This is a genomic window from Actinacidiphila sp. bgisy167 (genome assembly GCF_965342175.1).
Classification (GTDB): domain Bacteria; phylum Actinomycetota; class Actinomycetes; order Streptomycetales; family Streptomycetaceae; genus Actinacidiphila.
On sequence record NZ_CBDRBL010000007.1, the window covers coordinates 90,702 to 105,961 of the forward strand.

At 73.7% G+C, this 15,260-nt stretch carries 12 protein-coding genes and 2 tRNA genes; 9 read left to right on the plus strand and 5 right to left on the minus strand.

The features are described 5' to 3' along the window. Window positions 1-121 precede the first annotated feature (121 nt). The 6 genes from ACRWND_RS04645 to ACRWND_RS04670 all read left to right on the plus strand — a co-directional run bounded on the left by ACRWND_RS04645 (window position 122) and on the right by ACRWND_RS04670 (window position 5,362). A complete protein-coding gene (locus ACRWND_RS04645) occupies window positions 122-1,213 on the plus strand; it encodes a hypothetical protein (protein ID WP_431946248.1) in 1,092 nt (363 codons plus the stop codon). Continuing rightward, window positions 1,204-2,796 (plus strand): hypothetical protein, encoded by a 1,593-nt coding sequence (locus ACRWND_RS04650; protein ID WP_431946170.1) that lies wholly within the window; start codon window positions 1,204-1,206, stop codon window positions 2,794-2,796. Before ACRWND_RS04645 ends, ACRWND_RS04650 begins: the two co-directional genes overlap by 10 nt. Then, entirely contained in the window at window positions 2,793-4,118 is a 1,326-nt protein-coding gene (locus tag ACRWND_RS04655) for an AAA domain-containing protein (RefSeq protein WP_431946172.1), read from the plus strand. The genes ACRWND_RS04650 and ACRWND_RS04655 overlap by 4 nt, the downstream gene beginning before the upstream one ends. Window positions 4,119-4,203: 85 nt before the next feature. Then, window positions 4,204-4,575 (plus strand): hypothetical protein, encoded by a 372-nt coding sequence (locus ACRWND_RS04660; protein ID WP_431946174.1) that lies wholly within the window; start codon window positions 4,204-4,206, stop codon window positions 4,573-4,575. Window positions 4,576-4,687: 112 nt separating this feature from the next. Beyond that, entirely contained in the window at window positions 4,688-5,236 is a 549-nt protein-coding gene (locus ACRWND_RS04665; RefSeq protein ID WP_431946176.1) for a bifunctional DNA primase/polymerase, read from the plus strand. Window positions 5,237-5,289: 53 nt separating this feature from the next. Continuing rightward, window positions 5,290-5,362, plus strand: a tRNA-Lys gene (locus ACRWND_RS04670). Between the two features lie 316 nt (window positions 5,363-5,678). Here the strand turns inward: ACRWND_RS04670 and ACRWND_RS04675 are convergent. Both ACRWND_RS04675 and ACRWND_RS04680 read right to left on the minus strand, forming a co-directional pair. Next, window positions 5,679-6,911, minus strand: a complete 1,233-nt coding sequence (locus ACRWND_RS04675; protein WP_431946178.1) for a M6 family metalloprotease domain-containing protein — start codon at window positions 6,909-6,911, stop codon at window positions 5,679-5,681. Between the two features lie 4 nt (window positions 6,912-6,915). After that, entirely contained in the window at window positions 6,916-8,121 is a 1,206-nt protein-coding gene (locus tag ACRWND_RS04680) for a M6 family metalloprotease domain-containing protein (RefSeq protein WP_431946180.1), read from the minus strand. 360 nt (window positions 8,122-8,481) lie between these two features. Here ACRWND_RS04680 and ACRWND_RS04685 point away from each other — a divergent pair, with 360 nt between their 5' ends. Together ACRWND_RS04685 and ACRWND_RS04690 are read left to right on the plus strand one after the other, a co-directional pair. Then, window positions 8,482-10,416, plus strand: a complete 1,935-nt coding sequence (locus tag ACRWND_RS04685; RefSeq protein WP_431946182.1) for a putative bifunctional diguanylate cyclase/phosphodiesterase — start codon at window positions 8,482-8,484, stop codon at window positions 10,414-10,416. A 66-nt stretch (window positions 10,417-10,482) separates the two neighbouring features. After that, a complete protein-coding gene (locus ACRWND_RS04690; protein ID WP_431946184.1) occupies window positions 10,483-11,574 on the plus strand; it encodes an LLM class flavin-dependent oxidoreductase in 1,092 nt (363 codons plus the stop codon). A gap of 63 nt (window positions 11,575-11,637) precedes the next feature. Here the strand turns inward: ACRWND_RS04690 and ACRWND_RS04695 are convergent, their stop codons facing one another. Continuing rightward, the gene (locus ACRWND_RS04695; RefSeq protein WP_431946186.1) at window positions 11,638-11,985 is read right to left on the minus strand and encodes a DUF1330 domain-containing protein; all 348 of its coding nucleotides are present in this window, start codon (window positions 11,983-11,985) and stop codon (window positions 11,638-11,640) included. Window positions 11,986-12,175: 190 nt separating this feature from the next. Beyond that, on the minus strand, window positions 12,176-13,660 hold the full coding sequence (locus ACRWND_RS04700) for an NAD-dependent succinate-semialdehyde dehydrogenase (RefSeq protein ID WP_431946188.1): 1,485 nt from the start codon (window positions 13,658-13,660) through the stop codon (window positions 12,176-12,178). A gap of 478 nt (window positions 13,661-14,138) precedes the next feature. On the opposite strand from ACRWND_RS04700, the gene ACRWND_RS04705 reads away from it, so the two are divergent. Beyond that, a complete protein-coding gene (locus ACRWND_RS04705) occupies window positions 14,139-14,894 on the plus strand; it encodes an IclR family transcriptional regulator (RefSeq protein ID WP_431946190.1) in 756 nt (251 codons plus the stop codon). Between the two features lie 74 nt (window positions 14,895-14,968). On the opposite strand, the gene ACRWND_RS04710 is transcribed toward ACRWND_RS04705, so the two are convergent. Beyond that, window positions 14,969-15,041, minus strand: a tRNA-Lys gene (locus ACRWND_RS04710). Between the last annotated feature and the right edge of the window lie 219 nt (window positions 15,042-15,260).

Genomic DNA, 15,260 nt, shown 5'->3' on the forward strand with positions numbered 1-15,260 from the left:
CCCGCCCGCATTGCGGCCCGCGTTGTCGGTGCGGGGTGCGAGACTTGCGCGGGTGAGCACTACGCACGATCTGCGAGAGCGGTTGGCCGCGCTGCGTGGCCCGACGACCGTGCCGCGTCCGATGGACGCGCGCGCCCTGGCGGCGCTCGCCGCGAACCCCGGGTGCCGGCGCCGGGCGCTGCTGGACGCCGCCGGCGTGGACAAGGCGGCGGTGGCGCGCGTGCTCGGCAACCCCGCTCCTTTCGGGCAGTCGCAGTTCGCCTTCGTGCGCGGCCATGCCTTCGAGGCCCGGGTGAAGGCCGAGGGGTGCGCCGAGCTGCTGCGTCTGCTGGGAGCGCCCGAGGGCACCCGCGCCGTGCTCCCCGACCTGTCCGCCCCGGGCCCCGAGGGCCGGCTGGCCCGCACCCGCCTCGCGCTCAAGGAGGCGACCGCGGCGGGACGGTGGACCCTGCTGGACCACCCCCTGCTGGCGCTGGAGGTCGCCGACTCCCCGGTCCACCTCGAGCCGGACGTCATCGCCGTGCGGCCGGACGGCTCGTGGACGGTGGTGGAGGTCAAGTCCTTCCCGATCCTGGACGGTTCCGCGGACTCGGTGAAGGTCGGCGCCGCGGCCCGCCAGGCCGCGGTCTACGTCCTGGCTCTGGAACGGCTGGGGTTCGGCACCCCGGAGCACCGGGTGCTGCTGGTGTGCCCGAAGGACTTCTCCAACCTGCCCGCCGCCGAGTTCGTCGACATCCGCAAGCAGCTGTCGGTCACCCGCCGCCAGCTGGCCCGGCTGACCCGGATCGAGGAGATCGCCGCCTCCCTCCCGGAGGGCACCACCTTCGACCTGCGGCTCGCCGACGACGGCCGGACGGCGACCCGCCCGCCGGCGGAGCTCGCCGACGCGGTGGACCGACTGCCCGCGGCGTACGCGCCCGAGTGCCTGGCCAGTTGCGAGCTGTCCTTCCACTGCCGCGAACAGGCCCGGGCCTGCGGCGCGGTGGAGGTCCTCGGCCGCGGAGTGCGCGGGGAGCTGGGCGCGTTGACCACCGTGGAGCAGGTGCTGGCTGCGGCGCTGGGCACACGGGACGGTGCCTCCGGCGACTCCGACGGCGAGGAGCCCTCCCGGGACGTCGCGGACCATGTGGACCTCGGCGATCTCACGGATCCCGGGGTCGCCGCGCTGCGGCGGGCGCAGGCCCTGCGGGCGGAGGCACTGGGATGTCGCTGATCTCCGTGCTGGCCCGGGCGGAGGCCATGGCGACCGGCCGTGCGACCCCGCTCGCGACGGTGCGCCACCGCCATCTGTCGGACCGTCCCCTGGTGTTCGTCCCGCTGACCACCGCGGGCGAGGTGGGCGCGCCGCTGGGCGCCCTGGTCGGCACCGACCGCGACGAGCCGCGGCTGCTGGCGGTGCCGCAGCCGCGCGACCGCGATCTGCGCTTCGCCTTCCTCGCCGAACTGGCGCAGGCCGTGCTGCCGTACCTGGAGTCCTACGCGGACGACACCGAGACCGAGCCGGCGGGTCGTGCCAAGGCGGGGGCGGCGCCCGAGGAGGAGTCGGAGGTCTGCGCGGACGCTCCCCAGATCGTCGTCCCGAACACCTCCGCCGTGGAGTACGTGCGTCTGCTCGGGCGCTCCACGCGCTTCCGCCGCACCTTCGAGGACGACCCCGACGAACCGCATCCGGTGCCGGCCCGGGTGCCGCTGCTCGGCCGCTGGCTGACCCACTACGGGGAGCGCGCCCGCACCCCCGGCTCCGCGCTGCTGCTGTCCGCGACCGAACTGCTCGGCCGGCACTGGGCGACCGGCCAGAGCAACCTCGAGGACCAGCACCTGGGCGCCCTGCTGGCCTGGATCGACGCGCCCGTGGAGGGCATGACGGGCAGCGAGGCGGCCCGCCGCGCGGAGTCCCACCGCGGCCCGGACGGCCTGCTGGTGTTCCCGCCCGCCGGTCCGGCGACGGACCCGGTCTTCGACAACGCCGTGCTCGCCCCGGCCATCGCCCGCTACGACGCCGGGATCACCGGCGCCGGGGAGGAGATCCGCCGCCTGCTGGCCGCCCAGATGCGCCCCACCTGGGACGCGGTCTGGCGCTCCCTGGACCTGGTGCGCGAGCTGCCCGAGGGCGCCCATGTCGCGGACCGCTGGCGGCGCGACCGCTGGTCGTACACCTCCCACCGCGACCGGGTGCGCGCCGGGGAACCGCCCCAGCCCCGCCGCGACGACGCCGTGTCGGCGGCCCAGAAGCTCGCCGGCCGGGAGACCGCGCAGGTGCGGCTGGAAGCCCAGGAGGCACTCGACGACCCGCTGGTGATGGCCGGGCGGCGGCTGGCCGGAGAGGCGTTCGCGGGCCAGGTGGACCGGGTGGAGATGGCGATGAGCGAGGGCAAGGTGCCCAAGCCGCGTCCGCTGGTGACGGTCCTCACCCAGGACCGGCCGCATCTGGACGAGGACGCGAAGGTCTTCCGCGCGCTGCCGGACGGCCGCACCCAGCAGGCCCAGTTCGTGGAGTGGGCCGGGCCCGGGGCGGTGCTCCTGCGGGTGGTGAACGGCATGGGCCGCGGCAAGGTCCCCGCCCCCGGCACGGTGCCGGAGGAAGGGGAGGAGGTGTGCTGGACGTTGTTCGAGCACGCGCCGCGCGGCGGCGCCGGGCTGCCGGAGCCGGAGGACACGCCGTGGACGCACGGCGGGCCTCCGGGCGCCGCGACCGCAGGCGCGACGGCGGCCGCGACGGCGAGCACAGCGGCCGGCACGACGGCGGGCGCCGTCGCCGAGCACCCCGATCCCTTGACCTCGGAGGACTATCTGTGAGCCCGGTGAGCGACGCCGCCCTGGCGGCCGGCACCGCGACCGACCGGATCCTGCACGACACCCTGCACGGCACGCATCGCGGCGTCGTCGTGGACTCGCCGCCCGGAGCGGGCAAGTCCACGCTGGTGGTGCGCGCCGCCAGGGAGCTGGTCGCGGCGGGCGAGTCCCTGATGGTGGTCGCCCAGACGAACGCGCAGGTGGACGATCTGGTGGACCGGCTGGCCACCGCCGACCCCGGCCTGCCGATCGGCCGGCTGCACGGCAGCGACTCGCCGCCGGACCGGGGGCTCGACCGCCACGAGGCGGTGCTGAAGTCGACCAAGGCGGCCGACCTCACCGGCGCCAAGGTGGTGATCGCGACCGCGGCGAAGTGGGCCTACGTGAAGGACGCGGAGCCCTGGCGGCACGCCATCGTCGACGAGGCGTACCAGATGCGCTCGGACGCGCTGCTGCAGGTGGCCGGGTTGTTCGAGCGGGCGCTGTTCGTCGGCGACCCCGGCCAGCTCGACCCGTTCAGCGTCGTCGGCGCCGAGCAGTGGGCGGGGCTCAGCTACGACCCGTCGGCGAGCGCCGTGGTCACCTTGCTGGCCCACAACCCGGGGCTTCCGCAGCACCGGCTGCCGGTCTCCTGGCGGCTGCCGGCCTCCGCCGCGCCGCTGGTCTCGGACGCCTTCTACCCGTACACCCCGTTCCGCAGCGGCACCGGCCACGGGGACCGGCGGCTGTCCTTCGGCGTTCCCGGCGACGGCTCGGGCGTGGACCGGGTGGTGGACGAGGCCGCCGTGTCCGGCTGGGGCCTGCTGGAGCTGCCCGCGCGGCGCACCCCGCGGACCGATCCCGAGGCGGTGCGCGCGGTCGCGCTGGTCGTCCGGCGGCTGCTGGACCGCGGCGGCGTGGCGGTCTCCGAGCGGGGCACCGCGCCGGTGGGCCCGGACCGGATCGCGGTGGGCACCGCACACCGCGACCAGGCGGCGGCCGTCCGCGCGGCGCTGGCGGAGCTGGGTGTGACCGGTATCACCGTGGACACCGCCAACCGGCTGCAGGGCCGGGAGTTCGACGTGACCGTGGTGCTGCACCCGCTGTCGGGGCGTCCCGACGCCACCGCGTTCCACCTGGAGACCGGCCGGCTGTGCGTGCTCGCCTCTCGCCACCGGCACGCGTGCATCGTGGTGTGCCGGGCGGGGGTCTCGGAGCTGCTGGACGAGCACCCCTCGACGGAGCCGGTGCAGCTGGGGGTGACGGTGAAGTTCCCGGACGGCTGGGAGGCCAACCACGCCGTCCTGGCCCACCTGTCCGAGCACCGCGTGGCCTGGCGGCCGTAGCGCGGGCCGGCGTTCCGCGCCACCGCCGCGGCGTTCTTGCGCGAGGCGGGACAATGGAAGGCGCGACGATCCTGGAGGTACGTTCATGTCCGAGCCGCAGTCGGCTCACAGCGCGGCGGGCAAGCAACCCGCCCCGCGCCTGAAACCCGCCCAGCTGCTGTTCGAGCCGGCCGCCCTGGCCGAGGACGAGGAGCACTTCTTCGATCTGGAGTCCGTCGAGGACCCCCGGGAGCTGCTGTCCCGCGCCTCGGAGCTCACCCTGGCCTTCCGCGCGGCCGCGGACCGGGCGACGGAGTTCCAGGCCATAGCCGCGGCCCAGCTCGCCGACCCCAGGCGTTTCGACCGGCTGACCCCCGCCGCGATCGGCGAGCAGGCGGGCTGGTCGGAGGACTACGCCAAGCGGATGATCGAGTTCGGCGAGGGCCTGATGCGGGGCGGGGACGCGGCGCTGTCCTGACGGCGCACCTGGCATATGCGATCGGGGCAAGGTACCTGACACATGGCGTGTGTGTCCGGCCTTCCGGCGATGTCGCGTCGCGCGACGTTCACTCACGGTAGTTGTTGGTGTCATGAGTGATCGGCAGTGGCACACATGGCCGGGGGGCGTGCCGGAGTCCGCCTCCCACCCATATCCGTACGCGCAGTACCCCACCCCCGACGGGGCCGACTGGCTCGCCTCCGCCAGCGCCTTCCCGCGCAGCGTGCGGGCGCTGTGGTCCGCACGGCCCACGGCGCCCAGCGTGCTGCCCTGCGGCACCGCCTTCGACGTGGTGAACCTGCCGGACCTCTTCGGGCGCCGGGTCCTGGAGGAGCTGTGGTCCGCGGGCCCCGGCTCCGGCCCGGCGGCCGCGCTGCGCGGACGGCTGCTGCTGCTCGCCGAACCGGGCACCGCCGCACGCCTCCCCGCGCTGCTGGGCTGGGACGAGTGGGGCGTGGCGGTGCCGCCGGTGCTGTGCCACGGCGCGGGGGAGTCGGTGGCGCTGCCCCCGCCCTACGGCGACACCGGCAGCGGCCGCTCCCGCTGGCTGGTGGCCCCCGACACCCGCCGCCCCTGGCTCCCGGCGGCCGGTGACCTTCTGTGGGCCTGCGTCCGAGCGGCCCGCGCGCAGGACCGTTGATTATCGATTTTCACCCGCCCGCGAGCGGATGCTAAGGTCTACGACGTCAGCGAGCGCCGCTAGCTCAACTGGCAGAGCAGCTGACTCTTAATCAGCGGGTTCGGGGTTCGAGTCCCTGGCGGCGCACAAACGACTGGAGGCCGTTCGTCCTGAGGACGAACGGCCTCCAGTCGTTTTCGGGCGCCTGTGACGGCTCGGACAAGGGACGCAGGGCAGGACCGGACCGCACGGAGCGGCGGCGGTTCCCGCGCCGGCCCGGCCCTCGGCGCTGCGGGGGCTGCTGGTGCTGTGGTGCGCACGACACGGTGGCGAACGTGCGCGACACCGGGCGAAGGCACGGCTGGCCCGGTGTCCGTCGGCGGACGCCGGGCACCGCAGAACCGATCCGGTGGAACCGCGGACCCCGCCCTCCGGGAGGCCGCCGTCACCGCCGGGACGCACCTCAGGGACGGTCCCACAGAGGGCGCGCGTTCGTGATCCGCACCGTCCAGCCCTCGTCGTGCGGGTCCCGGCCGAGGACGTCGACGGTCAGCCCGCGGGCCCGGTCGGTGAAGCGCTCTCCGGAGGAGAACGGGGCGTCGTTGAGCGCGTTGAAGGTGGCGCTGCTGTACTCGCAGGCGGTGGTGCGCGGGTGGGCGTCCTCGACGGTGACGGGTCCGTGCCCGGAGTCGACGTCGGTGCGCACCTGGTAGATCAGCACTCCCTCGCGGCAGGCCTCGTTGTCGTTGCCGCGTGCGGCGCGCGCCTCGACGACGTACGCCCGGGTCCGTCCCAGGGGGATGACGGCCGCCTTGCGGCCGCCGGCCACCTCGACCGGCGTCAGATGCACCGACCGGGCGCCCGGATCGCGGACGCAGACGACCTGCCAGTCCTCCAGCCAGCCCAGCCGCCACTTGTGCCAGGCGAAGAGGTCGCCCTGCAGCCCCCAGTCCAGCGACATGCCGTCCCACTGGCCCGCGAGGGCGTCGGTGCGCACGAAGTCCTCGACGGAGTACAGGTCGGGCAGCCCAAAGGCGTGGCCGTTCTCGTGGCTGAGCACCCGTGCGCCGGACTGGTCGTGGCCGTAGACGAGGGAGACCCGGTCCAGGCGGGTGCCGTCGTCGGTGGTGGCGGCCGAGGCCCCGGTCCAGGTCACCGACAGCACGGCCTCCTCGGCGGGCGGCCCGGCGTTGGGTGTCACCAGGACGTTGATCAGGTCGTAGCCGGAGAAGTCGATCGTCCGGTCGGCGACGCGCAGCAGGTCCCGCATCATGGCCGTGTGGGTGCGCCAGCCGTAGCCGCGCCCTATCCCGTAGGAGTGGAAGGGCCGCGGCATACGGAGGTAGCGCAACACCGGCGTGGAGACGTAGCGCAGCTTCCCGTACGAGGCGCGGTAGAACCAGTGCCGCACCGCGGGGAAGAACTCGCTGTAGCGCTCGGCGGCGCTGTAGGGGGCGGGTTTGTCGGGGAAGTCGACGAGCAGCGTCAGCGCCCGCACCTCGCCGGTGGCCCGGGCGAACTCACGGCCGTCGGCGCCGCCGAACCCCTCGGACATCGTCACGCCGGGGGCGGCACGCAGCGCGCAGGGACGGTCCGCCGGCGGGGCCGCGGCGGGCGCGCCCTCGGGGACGGCGGCGCTGCCGGAGGCGAGGAGGAACACCGAGGCCAGGACCGCGAGCGCCCGGGGACCGCGCATCGCATCAGCCCTGGGTGACCTGGACGGTCCAGGATCCGTCGGAGTGCCGGCCCACGACGTGGACGCGCGCCGACCGGCCGAGGATGTGGGTCTCCCCCGCCCGCAGGGGCGCGTCGGCGAGCGGCGGGTACACCGAGGACTCCTGGCAGCCGTCGCTGCCCGGATGGGCGTCGATGACGTCGACGGGGCCGTCGCCTGACGACACGTCGGCGCGGACCCGGTACATCAGCACGCCCTCGCTGCAGGTGAGGCGGTCGTTGCCGACGGCGGCGCGGGCCTCGATGGCGACGACGCCCTCCAGTCCCGCGGGCAGCACCAGCAGTTTGGTGCCGCCGGGCTGTTCGACGGGGCTCAGGCGGAAGGTGTGCGTGCCGCTCTCGGTGACGCAGCGGACCTGCGGCGGCCGGAGCCAGCCCAGCTTCCACTTGTGCCAGGCGAACAAGTCGGGTGACAGGCCGAATTGACTGCCCATGAGGTCCCAGTCCCCGACGTGGGTGTCCCAGTCGGCGCTGCTGCCGCGCGGCGGCCGGTAGTAGAGGTCGGGCAGGTCGAAGGCGTGCCCGGTCTCATGGGCCAGCACGTTGATGTCCGGCGGGTGGCCCTCGAAGACGGTGACGAAGCGGTGCAGGTCCGCGCCGTCGATGCGGACGGGCCTGCCCAGGTTGACCACCTTGGTCGCGTCCGGGTCGACGCCGGGTGCGTCGGGGTCGGCAACGAGGTAGACGATCCCGTACCGGGAGAAGTCCACCTGCGCGTCGGCCGCCACCACGGCGTCCCGCAGATAGCGGGCGCGCAGGTCGGGGTGCCAGTCCCGGCCGATGCCGTACGCCGTGGAGGCCTCGGGCATGCGCAGCCAGTACGGCAGGAGGCGCGGCCGCAACCGGAACGAGCCGTACGAGGCCCGGGCGAAGAAGTCGGCGGTGGCCGGGAAGTGGTCGGACGCCAGTTCGCCGGGGCTGAGGGTGGGAACGGCGTCGGGGAACGCCAGGAACACCATCAGGGCGTCAACCTCGCCGTCGGGCCGCGGGTAGGCCGCGTTCCAGGCGCTGACGCCCTCGGAGTGGTGCGCCCGGGTGCGCGGGAGGGCGCACAGCGAGGAGTCGGAGCCCCCGGCCGCGGGGCCGGTGACCAGCGTCCACGCGACGACGGCCGCGAAGACGCTGACAGCGGCGATGACCGCCCGGAGCCCGTCGGGGGCATGCCCGTGCACGCTCCGGCGGAACCGCCGATGCGCACGTATGGGTAGCCCTGACAGCGGCACATGGACCTCCCGTACGGGGTCGGGACACCCACATCACGCTGATATGGTTTGCTCGGATTTGCCCTGTTATGCTGCGCCGCTCGGATGACCATCCGATCACTACAGTGCGTGATGGGTGACAGAAAGCGGTCAACGAAGCGCAGCGGCCATTCACAAACGATCGAAATCGCGGCGCGCGTGCCGAGAATCACCACGACGGCGGTGGCCGCGGCATTTCCGCAACGTCTATGATCGGCACATTTCCAGCATGAACGCCGCCTCCTGGCGGTCCATCGATTACTCCACGACCATGTGTGCGAGACGACAGCTATGCGGGAGCCAGCGGTGGGCGGACCCTCGGGAGGCCCGGACCTCGAACCCGAGGCGACGGGTACGGCGGTCACCGAGCGTCACGCTCCGGCCCCGGAAAGGTCGGCATCGGAGGTGCGCGACTACCGCGCCGCCTTCTCCCTGGCCCGCCTGCCGATGGCACTGGTCGGCGCCGACGGCCGGGTCCGCGAGGCCAACGCGGCGCTCGGCGCCCTGCTCGGCGCGGACCCGTTGCGGCTCACCGCCCGCGCCGCGGCGGAGCTGGTCGGCCTCGCCGGCGGCGAGGCGCCCCCGCCCGAGCGGAGCCCGGAGTACGCCGAGTACGAGGATGTGCTGAGCGGACGGCGCGGGGAGCTGCGCCGCACCAGACCCGTACGCGGACCGGACGGGCGCACGGTCTGGGCCGAGGTCGTCGTGGTGCCCGTGCCCGGCGGCGTCCTGATGTCCGTGGAGGACCTCGGCGAGACCCGCGACCTACGCGAGCAGTTGCGGCACTTGCGGATGCACGACCCGGTCACCCGGCTGCCCAACCGGCAGTTGTTCTTCGAGCGGCTGGCCACCGCGCTGGAGGGCTCCGAGAGCCGCACCGGCCGGATCGGCCTGTGCTACCTCGACCTCGACGGGTTCAAGGCGATCAACGACACCCTGGGGCACCGGGTCGGCGACCGGCTGCTGAAGGCGGTCGCCGGCCGGCTCTCGGACTGCGCGGCCCGCCTCGGGCGGGGCGGGACGCTCGTCGCCCGGCTGGGCGGCGACGAGTTCGCCGTCCTCGTCGAGGACTCCACCGGCACCGGACAGGCCACCGGGCTCGCCGAATCCCTGCTGACCGCGCTGCAGCCGCCCTTCGACCTCGCCGGGCAGCGCCTGGCGGTCTCGGCCAGCATCGGCGTCGTAGAACGCGAGGCCGCCGGCGCCACCGCCACGGGCATCATGCAGGCCGCGGACACCACGCTGTACTGGGCCAAGGCCGACGGCAAGGCCCGCTGGACGCTCTTCGACCCGGAGCGCAACGCACACCGGATGACCAAGCAGGCACTGTCCAGCACCCTGCGGCAAGCCGTGGAGCGCGGGGAGTTCGCCCTGGAGTACCAGCCGCTGGTGGAGCTCGGCACCGGCAGTCTGCGCGGGGTCGAGGCCCTGGTGCGCTGGCAGCACCCGCACTTCGGGCGGCTCGGGCCGAACCGGTTCATCCCACTGGCGGAGGAGAACGGCTCCATCGTCCAGCTGGGCCGCTGGGTGCTCGCCGAGTCGTGCCGCCAGGCCCGGCAGTGGCAGAAGGACTGGCCGGACGACCCGATCTTCGTCAGTGTCAACGTGGCCGTGCGCCAGGTCTGGGACTCCGACCTGGTCGCCGACGTCGCGGAGATCCTCGACGACACCGGGCTGCCGGCCGGACTGCTGCAACTGGAGCTCACCGAATCGGCGGTGATGGGCTCGGCCGGCCGCCCGCTGCAGGCCCTGCACGCCCTGCAGGAGATGGGGGTGCGCATCGCCATCGACGATTTCGGCACCGGCTACTCCAACCTGGCCTACCTCAGCCGTCTCCCGGTCTCCGCGCTCAAGCTCGACGGCAGCTTCGTGCACGGCTTCCGTGACAGCCTGCACCCCAACCCGGCCGACGAGACGATCGTCGAGGCACTGGTGCAACTCGCGCACCGGCTCGGGCTCACCGTCACCGCCGAGTGCGTGGAGAACGCCGAGCAGGCGGAACGGCTGCGCCGGATCGGCTGCGACACCGGGCAGGGGTGGCTCTACTCGCGCCCCGTGCCGGCCGAGGGGATCGCCGCGCTGCGCGTCCCCGGGCCCTGCCCGGGACAGGGCCCGGGGCCGGACCCGGGGCCGGACCCGGGGCCGGAGGCCGGGCCCGACCGGGGGCCTGACCTGCGACCCGGCCCCGGCGACGGCTGCGGCTCGGCCCCCGGCTCCGGGGAATAGCCCGCGCCGGAATCCGGTTGACCGCTGCCGTAGGCGAGGAACCGGCGCAGGAGGCGACGCACGCACGTGGACACGAACGACCCGATACGAGGCACCGTCCTCGGCAGCGCACCCGTACCGCTCTCCGTCCTCGACCTCGTGGGTGTCGGCAGCGGCCTGACCGCGAGGGACGCCCTCGTCGCCGGGGTCGCGCTCGCCCGGCTCGCCGAAGCCCGCGGCTACCACCGCTACTGGGTCGCCGAGCACCACTCGATGCCCGGGGTGGCGTCCTCCTCCCCCGCCGTGATCCTGGCCCACCTCGCCGCCCACACCGAGCGGATACGCCTCGGCTCCGGCGGCGTCATGCTGCCCAACCACGCACCACTCGTCATCGCCGAGCAGTTCGGCACCCTGGAGGCCCTGGCACCGGGCCGCGTCGACCTCGGCCTCGGCCGCGCCCCCGGCACCGACGGCGCCACCGCCGCCGCGCTGCGCCGCACCGACCGGCTGAACGAGGGCGCCGACGACTTCCCGCAGCAGCTCGCGGAGCTCATCCGCTTCCTGGACGACGACTTCCCCGACGGCCACCCCTACGCCCGCATCCACGCCATCCCCGGCCCCGTGCAGGGCACCGTCCCGGGCGGTGTGCAGTCGGCAGCCCGCCCGCCGATCTGGCTGCTCGGCTCCAGCACCTTCAGCGCCCGGCTGGCCGCCGTGCTGGGACTACCTTTCGCCTTCGCACACCACTTCTCCGCGGCCAACACCGAACCCGCACTGGAGATGTACCGCAGGAACTTCCGCCCCTCGCAGGTGCTCGCCGAGCCCTACGCCCTGATCGGCGTCTCGGCGCTGGCCGCGGAGGACGAGAAGGACGCCTACCTGCAGGTGCTCGGCGGCGCCCTGGGCATGCTGCGCCTGCGGATGGGACGCCCGGGCCTGCTGCCCTCCCCCGAGGAGGCGGCGGCCTACGAGTTCGGCCCGGCCGAACGGGACTTCGTCGACGCCTGGCTCGGCAATGTGGTGTACGGCACGCCGGACGCGGTACGGGACGGCCTGGACGCGCTGGTGCGCCGTACGGGCGCCGACGAGCTGATGATCACGGCCAACGCCCACACGCCTTCGACACGGCTGCGCTCCTACGAGCTCATCGCCGACGCGTACGGCCTGCCCGGCGCCTGACGACCCGGGACGCCTCCACCGCCTACGCCGTGTGCGGGCCTGGGCCCGCGCCCGGGCTTCCGCCTACTCGGTCGGCAGGCTCGCGCGCATGGCCTCGGCGGTGGCCGACGCGTCGTAGTTCTCGGGGACGCCTTCGACCAGGATGATGTCGCCCCTGATGTGCCGTGAGCGCAGTGGGGCGATCTCCTGGTACGCGGGCGAGTCCCACCAGGCCCTCGCCTCGGCGATCCCGGGGAAGCCGATCACCACGACGTGCCCGGGCCAACTGCCCTCTTTCACCTCGTGCTGGGCGGCGTGCACGAGGAAGCGGCCGCCATGCGGCTCGAAGGTGGCGGTGACGCGCTCGATGTACTCGAGGACCTCGCGGTGCGGGGCGGCCTCCTGCAAGTGCGCTATGGCGTACGCGGGCATGGTGTCCTCCGGTCGGTCGGGCTCCTGTCCCGCCGATCATGGCACACGGATCAGGGGTGACGGCCCGTCGGCAAGGGCCTGCACGGCGACCTCGTCGCCGGGAAACTCCCCGTTGCTTCCCGCCCGTTCGCCGGCAGAGCGCGGAGACCGGCCGGGGGCACGGGCCGTCGAGGACCCGTGCGGCCCCGGATCAGACGTCGACCGCCACATACCTGGTCTCCAGGTACTCGTCGATCCCCACGGCCCCGCCCTCGCGACCGATCCCGGACTGCTTGACTCCACCGAAGGGCGCCGCCGGCGTGGAGACGACGCCCTTGTTGAGTCCGAGCATGCCCGTCTCCAGCTCCTCGGCATACCGGATCCCGCGCCGCAGGCTCTCGGTGAAGACGTAGCCGACGAGGCCGAACTCGGTGTCGTTGGCCATTCGGATCGCCTCGTCGTCGTCCTCGAAGGTGACGACCGGCGCGACCGGGCCGAAGATCTCCTCCCGGAGCATCGCCGCGTCCGGCGGCACGTCGGCCAGCACGGTCGGCGGGTAGAAGTACCCGGGGCGGTCCGAGAGCGGGGCGCCGCCGGTGACGGCGCGGGCGCCGGCCGAGACGGCGTCGCGCACCAGGCGGTCCACCTTGTCCAGGCCCGCCCCGTCGATGAGCGGGCCGACCTGGGTGCCCGGCTCGCTGCCGCGGCCGACGACCATGGAGCCCAGCTTCTGCGCGAGGCGCCCGGTGAAGGCCTCGGCCAGCTCGCGGTGGACGTAGATCCGGTTGGCGGCCGTACAGGCCTCGCCGATGTTGCGCATCTTGGCGATGGCGGCGCCCTCGACGGCCTTCTCCAGATCGGCGTCACGGCAGACGACCAGGGGGGCGTTGCCGCCCAGCTCCATGGAGGTGCGCAGCACCTGCCGCGCGCTGAGCTCGATGAGCTTGCGTCCGACCTCCGTGGAGCCGGTGAAGGAGAGCTTGCGCAGGCGTGGGTCCTCCGTCAGGGGGCCGCTGATCTGCGCGGGCCGTGAACTGGTGAGGACGTTGAGCACCCCGTCCGGCAGCCCGGCCTGGCCGAGGATCTCGGCGAGGGCGAGCATGGACAGCGGCGTCTGGTGGGCCGGCTTGACGATCATGGTGCAGCCGGCCGCGACAGCGGGACCGATCTTGCGGGTGCCCATCGCCATGGGGAAGTTCCACGGAGTGATCAGCAGCGCCGGTCCCACCGGCCGGCGCATCACCCAGATGCGGCCGTTGCCGTCGGGCGCGGTGCGCCAGCCGCCCTCGATCCGCACCGCCTCCTCGGAGAACCAGCGGAAGAACTCGGCGGCGTAGAGGACCTCGCCGCGCGACTCGGCGACCGGCTTCCCCATCTCCAGGGTCATCAGCAGGGCGAGGTCGTCCTGCCGCTCCACGATGAGTTCGAAGGCCCGGCGCAGGATCTCGCCGCGCTCACGCGGGGCCGTGGCCGCCCATCCCTCCTGCGCGGCGGCCGCGGCGTCCATGGCCGCTTCGGCGTCCTCGGCGCCGGCGTCCGGAACGGCGCACAGCGGCCGCGCGGTGGACGGATCCTCCACCTCGTACTCGCGACCGTCGCTCGCCGGCCGCCAGCGGCCGCCGACGAGCAGGGCCTTGGGCACCCGCTCGACGACCATCTGCTCGCGCTTGCCGTTCCCTTCGGTGCTCTCGCTCATGGCAGCTCCCTGCCTCCCGCGTCACGAGGACGTTCCGCACATCGGGTACCCCACCAGATTCGCATGGATGCCCCCGGCACGCCGGGGTCGGCGCGGCGCTCGCGCGCGGCGTGCGGCCCGTCCCTCGCGCGGCGGGGCGCGAGGGGGCGCGCAGAGGCGTGGCGGGGCGCACTGGGGCAGGCGCGAGGCGCTCCCGCCGGAGCACGGTCGCGGCTCCGCGAAGCCGAGCGGAACGGACGCGCTGCCCCGGCACGGCGGCCCTTCCGAAGATTGGGCGATGCCTCAGGCATATGCCAGAGTGGCGCGTTCCTGCATATACGTGTGCGGCGCCCTCCATAAAGCACCAACAACGCCTACTGCAAAGGACATTGAGGCTATCGTGGAATCCGACCCGACTGCCGGGCCGGCTGACCTGACCAGCAGCCGCGACCGGCAGCCGCAGCAAGCACGCAGACGGTCACACCTGTAGGGGGACACCGTGGCGCTTGAGTACCGACAGGTCGCGCCGGTCCACGCCGTCCAGCACGCCCTGCGCGTGCTGGAGACCGTGGACAAACACAGGCACGGCGTCACCGCCGAGCAACTCGCTCGCGAGATCGGGGTGCCCATCGGCTATCTCGGCCGACTCCTCGCGATGCTCAATCGCGAGCGCTATCTCAACGCCCTGCCCGGCGGTGGGTACGCGGTCGGCGAGTCGCTCGTCCTGCTCGGCAGCGCCAGCCGCGACCTGGCGCTCGGCGAGAAGATCAAGAGAATCCTCATGGCCCTGCGCGACGAGGTCGGCGCCGCCGTCTACTTCAGCCGCTACGACGACGGCGAGGTCAAGATCGTCGACTTCGCGGACGGCCCGGAGGCGCCCAAGGTCAACGAGTGGGTGGACTTCCGCTTCGCCGCCCATGCCAGCGCGGTCGGCAAGTGCCTGCTCACCCAGCTCGACCACAACGGACGCCGGGACCACCTGTCCCGGCACAAGACGGTACGGCTCACATCCCGGACCACGATCAACGAGAAGGTGCTGCTGACCAAGCTGGACAGCCAGCCCGCCAGCGCGCCCACCCTGGACCTGCAGGAGTACGCGATCGGCACCGTCTGCGCCGCGATCCCGATCACCGTCGGGGCCTCGGTCGGCTGCCTCGCCCTCTCGCTACCCGTCACCCAGGCCCACCGCCTCAAGGGCGCGGCCGACACGCTCAACGAGCGCGCGGCGCCGGTGCTGCTCTCGCTGGCCCTCTGAGGCCTGCGGCGCAACCGCGTCCACCGGGACACGCACGAGGGCGCCTCTCCCGAAGGAGGGGCGCCCTCTCGCTGTGCGCCGCCAGGGACTCGAACCCCGAACCCGCTGATTAAGAGTCAGCTGCTCTGCCAGTTGAGCTAGCGGCGCGTGCAGAACAATCATACGGGGTCCGAGGGGGTGCTCATGACCACGCACCCGGGCCGGGAGGCCCCGGCCCGGATCCGGCCCGGAACCGGCCCCCGCACCGTCGCGCGTCCCGAGCGGCGACGCTCCGCACGCGGGCATGCTGATGGGCCCGGCAAGAGGGGGGAGGTATGCCGGGCCCATCAGCGTGGGGGGAGGGGGTGTGGCTATGGGGGTGATGTT

Coding starts and splice junctions, on each gene's coding strand:
- ACRWND_RS04645 (WP_431946248.1), top strand. CDS start 122: ATGGACGCGCGCGCCCTGGCGGCGCTCGCCGCGAACCCCGGGTGCCGG.
- ACRWND_RS04650 (WP_431946170.1), top strand. CDS start 1,204: ATGTCGCTGATCTCCGTGCTGGCCCGGGCGGAGGCCATGGCGACCGGC.
- ACRWND_RS04660 (WP_431946174.1), top strand. CDS start 4,204: ATGTCCGAGCCGCAGTCGGCTCACAGCGCGGCGGGCAAGCAACCCGCC.
- ACRWND_RS04665 (WP_431946176.1), top strand. CDS start 4,688: ATGAGTGATCGGCAGTGGCACACATGGCCGGGGGGCGTGCCGGAGTCC.
- ACRWND_RS04675 (WP_431946178.1), bottom strand. CDS start 6,911: ATGCGCGGTCCCCGGGCGCTCGCGGTCCTGGCCTCGGTGTTCCTCCTC.
- ACRWND_RS04685 (WP_431946182.1), top strand. CDS start 8,482: ATGCGGGAGCCAGCGGTGGGCGGACCCTCGGGAGGCCCGGACCTCGAA.
- ACRWND_RS04695 (WP_431946186.1), bottom strand. CDS start 11,985: ATGCCCGCGTACGCCATAGCGCACTTGCAGGAGGCCGCCCCGCACCGC.
- ACRWND_RS04700 (WP_431946188.1), bottom strand. CDS start 13,660: ATGAGCGAGAGCACCGAAGGGAACGGCAAGCGCGAGCAGATGGTCGTC.